This window comes from Microvirga sp. P4_G7, assembly GCF_056401005.1.
In genome coordinates this window covers 1-7,356 of record NZ_JBFUKD010000139.1, presented here as the reverse complement: position 1 = coordinate 7,356, position 7,356 = coordinate 1, and the positions used below count along the sequence as shown (strand labels likewise).

The following is a 7,356-nucleotide window of genomic DNA, read 5'->3' as shown; positions in this document are numbered from 1 at the left end:
CGCCGTGCCACAAGCCGCCCAACCCCATGGTGATCAGCAGATTGAGGCAGTTGCGAACGAGGGTATCGCGGCTGCCGCCCAGCGGGATGTAGAGATAATCCCGCAGCCAGCTCGACAAACTGATGTGCCAACGGCGCCAGAAGTCTGACAGCGAGGTACTCAGATATGGCGCATCGAAATTCTCCGGGAATTTCAGCCCAACCATCAATCCGAGGCCGATGGCCATGCTGCTGTATCCGGCGAAATCGAAAAACAGCTGCATCGTATAGGCGACGATGGTGACGATCACGTCGGCGGACGTCGGCGCATGAAGAGCGTATCCGGCATCGACGAGAGGAGCCAATGTATCGGCAAGCAGAACCTTTTGCGCAAACCCGAGCATGAACCGCTCGGTGCCGGCCGCGAACTCCGTGCGATCGAACAGCCGCTGCTTCAAGCGATCCGCTACCCACTTGTAGCGAACGACTGGTCCCGCCACGAGGTGGCCGAACATCGATTGATACGTGGCATAGTTCACGAAACTCGGTTCGGCCGGAACCGTTCGTCTGTAGACATCGACGGAATAGGAGACCGCGCCGAAGACGAAAAAGGACAAGCCGATGGGAAGCGCGATCGCGTCCCAGCTGCTGATCGGCTGGCCGAGTTCGCCAGCCGTCTCGACGAGAAGATTGGCATATTTGAAACACGCCAGAGCCGCGAGCGGCCCGACGATGCCGATGATCATCGCGGTGCGGCGCGCCCCGCCTTCGGCGCGGGCGATCCACAAGCCCGTCAACCACGACCAGATCGCGATCGATACGATCAATGGCAGAAAATCAGCGCGCCACCAGGCGTAGAAAAGCCAGCTGAACGCGAGGATCGTCAAATTGCGAAGCGTCGTCGGGACGAGGGCATAGGCGATCAAGAAGACCGGCAGGAAAAGAAAGACGAAGCTGTCGCTGACGAAAACCACTGTACTACCGGTCCATCAATCAGCAGGCTTCTTGTAGGGCTCGGTGCTGTCCAACTGTCCCGCCAGGATCGGTGCTTCGCTCGCCCCAATCAGGAAAAGACTGTAGTGATCCCCGGCCTTGAGCGACGGCAATCGCATCGGCGCGGATTCCTTTGCACCGCACTTGCCGACCAGGCTTGCCTCGACGGGGTTGATGGCGCGTCGGCGGCTCTCTGCTTCGGGAACATCCTTGAACACCGTCGGGCCAGCCGCAATCGCCACTGCGCCCACGCAGCCGGGCACGAGATTGTACAGACGCAGTTCCGCCTTGAGGTCGTCGCTGCCTTCAGTCGAATCCGCGATCGGGACCGCCTTTAATATTCCGCCATCGTTACGCAGCACGATCGTCGTGAATTGGTCCGCGGCCGGTGTCACTGTGCCGACGGCTTTGCCGTCGACCGTCACCGCGAATGCTCGGCCGCCGTCGACAATGCGATACACACTCGCGATTGCATCTTCGCGGGGAAGAACCTCGGCTACGTTCGCGCCCTCGATGCCAACTCTCACCGGCGCAACCTCCGCGCGGACGAACCGGACATACGCGGATCCGGCCGGTGGCCGAGCGGCGTACAAACGGCCGATTTCCTGCGCATGGGCCGTAAAGCCCATRGCGATGCCGACAATCGCCAAAGCCACTGGAATGGAACGAAATTGATTGATCATGTCAGTAGGCCACCGTAATGCCCGCAAAGATGCCCTGCGCGCGATCGTCGCCGGCAAGCTTGAAGCGGTATTGAACGTTCACATCCACGTAGGACATGGGCGCCGTGTATTTGTCTTCGCGGAACCAATATCGAAGATTGAGGCCGGCGCCCGCTCCGACCGCGTTGGGGGTCGCGAGTAGATTGTCGTAGCTGGCGCCGGCTGACAGGAACGGCGTCGCCACGAGGCGATTGCTGATCCCGTCAAGACGATAACTCCGCCCCACACGTACTTCCGATGTCGCAATGGTCTGCGCGTTCTGAATGTAGTGTCCGACATCCGCGTAGACCTGCCACGTCCACCAATCCGGAACATCGACCCGAAGATCCGTTCCGCGGCCGTCCGAATACGCCATCCGCAACAAGGTGTCGTAGCGAGCATTTTCGCCGATAGGAAAAAGGCGGCTGATTTCGAGGACGAGGTTGGTGCTGCCGAAGGGTTTCCACCGGACACCGACGGCACCCTGTGTCGTCGACATTCCCGTCGGTCCGCCAGTCTCGTCCTGCAACGTTTGGAATGCGCGAGCGAACAGATCGACTGTGGCGCCATTGCGATAACCGATGACCGGCGGGCGCCAATAGATCTCGTCACCCGTTTGCAGCACATTGCCGCCGGAGAGAGGAGCGGCAAACGGCGCACCCGGCATGACGCCGACGGCGCCATAACTCAGACTGGAGTAGAACCCCCATGTGCGCTCCAGCTCGGCCATCTCCCGCCGCAACCCAAAGAGATATTGCGGCTCCAATTTGAGAGCGCCTGAACTTTCTGCATCGATCGCCTTGCGCAGCAATGCCTTCGCGCGGTCGTTCTTGACGAGGCGCTTTGCCACGTATGCCGCGTCGATGGGCGACGTCCCCGTGAGCCGGCCGTGCATTTCCGCGCGCTCGAACGACTCGTCGGCGACCACGTCATCCTTCACCCGAATCGCGAGGTAGGCGATGTCGAGATCGGAACCGACGAGCTCACCCCGGGACCGCGCATCGGCGAACAGTGCTTCCGCTTCTCGCTGATGTCCAAGATCGACGAGGAGCCCGATCTCGGTGCGAGTCATCAGGCCACGTTCGGCCGCATTCGATGCCTGGACACGGGCCGCCTTAACTGCTGCGAGAGCATCTTCTTTCCGACCGAGCGCCAAGGATGCGAACGCCTTGCGCGACGAAACCGCGTACGTTCGCTCGTTGATGCGTGATAATGCGTCGAGCGCCCGTTGCGGTTGCTTGGCCGCAAGCGCCGCATCCGCCAACGACAATCGAAGCGTCCGGCTGTCTGTCGATGCGCCCAAACGAAGCGCTGCTTCGAAATCCGTGACTGCGTCCTTTGGACGACCTAACTGCAACCGCGCATAGCCTCGCTGCGCCAGAAGCTCTCGCGATGGGCCATGTTTAGCGAGCGCCACGGTTGCAGCCTTTTCGGCCTCGGCAGGTTTCTTCGCGGCCGCGAGAGCGTTGACTAGTAGAGCACTGAAGGCGGGATTGGCCGGATCGACCTGGACGGCCTCACGCGCTTGCTTGACCGCTTCCGCGTAGTCGCGGCGCGCGAACGCCCGATACGCCGCGCTCGCGTAGCCGACGCTTTCATCAGCGACCCGACCAGRCCGAAGCGCACATTCCTGACCGTACGGCGTTACGCGGCAATCGAGGAACGGTTCGGGGATATCGCGACGCGACGACGGCGCCGACGTCCGGCCCTGTGCGAGCGAGCGCGCGACGCGAAGCCGGGCGGACGCCTCTGCATCGGTGCCTTTCAAGTCCTTGAGCGCGGACAGAGCCGCCTGCCCGTCGCCCGCGGCCAATGCCGCGTCGGCAACGATCAATCGGATGCTGCGCTGGTCCTCGCCGCTCAACCAATCTTGCGACAGAGCCTTGTCGAAATCGGCGATCGCCGCGTTGCGATCACCCAGGCGTTGGCTCACATAACCGCGCAGCACTAAGGGAACGACGTCTTCATCGTCCTGTGCGAGCGCGTCCGACGCCGCATTCCGCGCGTCCTCGAGTTTATGGTCGGCGAGTAGAGTCGTGATCAGCAGCAGGCGATACGCGGCCACATCCGGTGCGTATGCGACCGCTTCGCGCGCCTTGGCGATGGCGTCGCCGAGGTCCTTTCGTTCAAGAGCGCGGTATGCCAGCTCACCGGGGCGCCGAGCCAACTGGCGCCGCAGACGTGTTCGCTGCCCGCTCAGCTCCGGATCGGTTTCCCCAGCTCCAATGAAGTCACCGGCCGTCCTTTCGGCCTCATCCAGGCGGCCCGCACCCGCCAAGGCCTCGACCAGCAAGCGCTTGAGGCGAGCGAGGTCCGGTCGCTGACGGATCGCCTCGCGGGCCTTGGCTGCAGCGGTCTCGTAATCTCCACGAGCGAGCGCCTTGTAGGCCTCGTCGGCGACGATATAGGCGGGACCCGTGATCTCCAATTCTTCGGCAGCACGTGCCTGAATGCCCACGGATCCCGCGACGACCGCCGCTGCGACAATCGCAAGGAGGTTGTGCGAGACCAAACGCTTCCACCCAGCGGAGCGATAAATGACTTGTCGTCGCTTCATCGCATCATCTCTCCTCGCCATGCATGGCGAGAACCCGTCCATCGCGGTCGGGTGTCTGCTGAATTCTTAGTGTCTCCTCGACCTGCGCACGTGAAACGACGCCCTCTTCCACGAGGTAGTTTCCGATTTTTCCGTGCTCACTAGGCTGGTAGTCCGAAAGGGCGTCCTGCAGGCGCTCACGATCCAATAGGCCACGCGCGATCAGGAGATCGCCGAGAAGCTGTGGCACACGCCCCTCCGCGACCGCGTCGAACGCGTGCGGATTTCCTTGAAGGACGCGAATTCCGGCATTGATCTCGCTCTCGCGCGCGATGCTCAGCATCGGCTTGCAACCGAGATCGTCTGACAGCAATTCGTACTCCTCGGCATCGAACGGTCGCGCGGTCGCAACGCGCAGGCGATTGTCCTCGTCAAAGCCGAATGGAATGACGAGCCACCGCAGGCAGGTGTCTAGTTTGAAGTCGTCCGCATGAGCTTGCACGAGTTCCCGGGTCAAACCGACGCGTGGCAGATCGGCTTGAAACGACAACGCTTCGGCAAGCGTCTCTTCGTCGAGATGGCCCTGTTCGATCAACAAACGCCCAAGCGGCACGTCTCGGTTCTTCTGCTCGTCGATGGCCTGATCGAGGGCCTCAGAATCGATGGCGCGCCAAGCGAGAAGCAGGTCGCCCAGCCGTTGGCGTCGCAACTCGACCGCCTCGGTGGACGGAAATTCGTGCATTGTCTTGTCCCAGACGATCGGTGTGCCGAAAACGAGGTGAGACAGGAAGATCCGCCATGCACGGGCAGCCGCGAGAAAGTTGACGAAGTTGGCGACGACCATGCGCGGCACGGAAAGGAGGCCGTGCTCCCAGCCATAGAGCCGGGTTACGAAGTACACACGCTGTATGACGCGAAGCGTCAATGCGACGAAGTTCGCATAGAGAACGATGCCGAGCCATTCGTGCGTGACGAACATCGACGGATAGCGCCATTCGAAGGCGCCGGACAGCGAAGCGACATAGAAGACAAGCAGATGCGCGACGAGAATGTAAGCGAGAATGCTGACGAAGGACGTCACAATTCCCTTGCGGTCGCGGAACAAGAGATAGCGGTTGGCGAACGAACCACGCCATCCGATCTGCTGCCATCCCTGCAAACCGATGCCGAGGGTCCAACGCGCCTTTTGCCGATACGCCGTTCTGACCGTATCCGGGAAATATTCACGCACGCACATGGGCATCTGCAGACGAATATCGCGCTTGCCGCCGAAGCCGAACCACCGCGTACGTCGAACCGCGTATTCCACCGGGAAGCGGCAGAAGATCGATCTCATCCCGAGCTCGGCAAGGCGGGCACCGATGTCGTAATCTTCCGTCAGGCTATCCGTATTGAAGGGCTGGTTGTTCGTCGCCGCAGCGAGAGCCGCGATGGCGCGCTGCGAAAAGCACGTTCCCACCCCGGCCGACGGCACCATGCCGGACAGGCTTTCCCGGACCACGAGATCCTTCGCATGCCATTCGGCGAACTCGTCCATATAGGTGCCGGCGACAAGGTCATGCCATTCGCGCTCGAGCGAAGTCACCGGAAGTTGGATCAGGTCCATCCGCGGCAGCAGATAGTTGAAGAACCGCAATTCAAGCGGATGAAGCACATCCTCGCTGTCGTGAAGAACAATGCCGGCGAACAGGGTGTTGTGAACCTGCTGATGTTTGAAGATCGCCTGGATGACCCAGTTGAGACAATCGGCCTTGCATGTAGGACCGGCGTGCGGGACTTCGACGCGCACGAGCTGCCGGTAGCGCCGGCGCATCTTTTCGACTTCGGCAATGGTCTTGGCGTCGTTCACATAGGTGCCGACGAAAATATGGTAGCGATGGTAGTCGAGCGTCGCGACCATATTCTCGAGCATCGGTGCAATGACGTCGTATTCCAGCCAGGCCGGAATCATGATCGCGATCGGTTGCTCTGGCCGATTGCGGATGTCGCTCGTGCTGAGCGGCGCGTATCGCCGCTTTACCGTGAACGCGCGAATGCTCTCCCGTACCCAATACCAAGCATCGATGATGAGGTCATCGATGCTCGAGATCAGGATAATCACCGCCACGACCGCCGTGATCCATTCAACGGCAGCGTAGTACTCGGCGAAAAAGTAGGGCCAATAGGTAACGTTCACGGTTCAGCTCTCAATCTCTGCTCTCGCTAATTCTTCTTGCGGCGGGCAAACGCGGCCCGAAGAAGGAGGAGCAGGAAGAGGATCGCCGCGAACGTCGAGGCGAGGATGCCGAGCTTCGACGGGTTTTCCCAGATGGTTCGCCACGTCAGGATATCGTCAGGCGGACCGGCGAGAACGTCACCTCCAGGATTGGCGCTAGACAACTCGGCGATCACACCCGCATCGCCGACAAGGGCTATGTCTCCGCGCGACAGGCGAAATGCCTCGCCCGGCCCTGCAGATTGGCTACCGACGGCGCGATAGAGAACGCCCGAATGCACTCCGCTCTTGACGACCTCGGCGATGCCAATTCCAGACAATCCCTCCAGATCGAGCAGCGGCGTGTCGGCTCGCGTTTTGAGAACAAGCCGATTGCCCTGGACTTGCACGTGCGAGTCCGCATCCTTGATAGGCGTGTCGATAGCCAGGAAGGGTCCGTTGGGCGACGCTTCTCCGTCGGCAACGGCCAACGTCGTCCCTCTCGGCGACAACCCCGCGGCTGCGGCCAGCCGGACGACGGCCGGGAGACTAACGAGCGCGTCCTCCAGATAGCGACGCGGGACGATCAGGGAAGGCGTTCCCGCGAAAGTCGGTACCAGGCCAAGGAAGTCRTTGCCGCCATCGGCTTTCGTCAGACGCACCTGGCTCGAGGGAAGAACGGCCGCGGGAAACGCCTGCGGCGTTTCACGGCAACGATCGCTCGACGGTTGGCGATGGAAGGTCACTCGGACGACATTGCGCGGTGCGAGAGCGTAGTAGGGAATGCGGGCACTCAACCGTTCCGCCTGCCCCGTCGCGTCGAGACGCCTCGCGCTGAGGAGATAGTCGTTGAAGAAAACCGAGGCGACCGGCGACGAGGCCGAAGCTCCGGGGGCAGCCGACACATCGACGTCGATCGATGTCGGCAAGGTTCCCGCTGATGCGACGTTGCCG

General features: G+C 61.6%; 5 protein-coding genes. All 5 read right to left on the bottom strand.

Annotated features, from left to right (window positions below; genetic code table 11):
• The coding region (locus AC1DT3_RS08620) for an MBOAT family O-acyltransferase (RefSeq protein WP_477464842.1) at window positions 1–952 on the bottom strand (952 nt) is incomplete at its 3' end.
• A gap of 15 nt (window positions 953–967) precedes the next feature.
• Window positions 968–1,654: an alginate O-acetyltransferase AlgF gene (locus tag AC1DT3_RS08615; RefSeq protein WP_477464841.1), complete on the bottom strand. Its 687-nt coding sequence runs from the start codon at window positions 1,652–1,654 to the stop codon at window positions 968–970.
• Between the two features lies 1 nt (window position 1,655).
• Window positions 1,656–4,229, bottom strand: a complete 2,574-nt coding sequence (locus AC1DT3_RS08610) for an NfrA family protein (protein ID WP_477464840.1) — start codon at window positions 4,227–4,229, stop codon at window positions 1,656–1,658.
• A 4-nt stretch (window positions 4,230–4,233) separates the two neighbouring features.
• Window positions 4,234–6,384, bottom strand: a complete 2,151-nt coding sequence (locus tag AC1DT3_RS08605) for a glycosyl transferase family protein (RefSeq protein WP_477464839.1) — start codon at window positions 6,382–6,384, stop codon at window positions 4,234–4,236.
• Window positions 6,385–6,410: 26 nt separating this feature from the next.
• Window positions 6,411–7,356, bottom strand: a 946-nt coding sequence (locus AC1DT3_RS08600; protein ID WP_477464838.1) for a hypothetical protein, incomplete at its 5' end; no start/stop codon positions are given.